This is a genomic window from Streptomyces sp. AC627_RSS907, from assembly GCF_019049165.1.
This window is the reverse complement of sequence record NZ_JAGMUE010001039.1, coordinates 1-613: the sequence shown is the minus strand read 5'-3', so window position 1 is coordinate 613 and position 613 is coordinate 1. Positions and strand designations below refer to the sequence as shown.

At 71.3% G+C, this 613-nt stretch carries 1 protein-coding gene; it reads left to right on the top strand.

The annotated features are described in order from the left end of the window. Window positions 1-102: 102 nt before the first annotated feature. The coding region (locus KUM32_RS40135) for a RodZ family helix-turn-helix domain-containing protein (RefSeq protein WP_217146643.1) at window positions 103-613 on the top strand (511 nt) is incomplete at its 3' end.

The window sequence follows — 613 nt, the reverse complement described above, 5'->3', positions numbered from 1 at the left end:
TTCCGATGGCGTACAAAGTCCGGCCTCCCGCTTGCCCGACCCTTTCGTACCACCCCTAGACTGAACCTCCAGCAGGTGGCTACACGCTCGAAAGGCACCCTCGTGTCCATCGGCAACTCCCCCGCAGACGACCGCCCTTCCATCGGCCGCGTCCTCCAGCAGGCGCGCATCGGCGCCCGGCTGACCGTTGACGAGGTCAGTACCGCCACCCGGGTGCGCATCCCCATCGTGCACGGCATCGAGCAGGACGACTTCTCCCGCTGTGGCGGCGACGTCTACGCCCGGGGGCACATCCGTTCCCTAGCGCGCGCCGTCGGGGTCGATCCGGCTCCGCTCATCGCCCAGTACGACGAGGAACACGGCGGCCGTCCCGAGCCCACCGCCGCCGCGCCGCTCTTCGAGGCCGAACGCATCCGCTCCGAACCGCGCCGCCCGAACTGGACCGCGGCCATGGTCGCGGCCATCGTGGCCGTCGTCGGGTTCGTCGGCTTCACGCTGTTCAGCGGTGGCGACGACGGGACGGGCAGCACCGCGGCCGACGCCACCGACGCCGGCAAGCCGACCCCGTCGGCGGAGAAGTCCACGACCAAGCCGGCCGACCCCAAGCCCGACC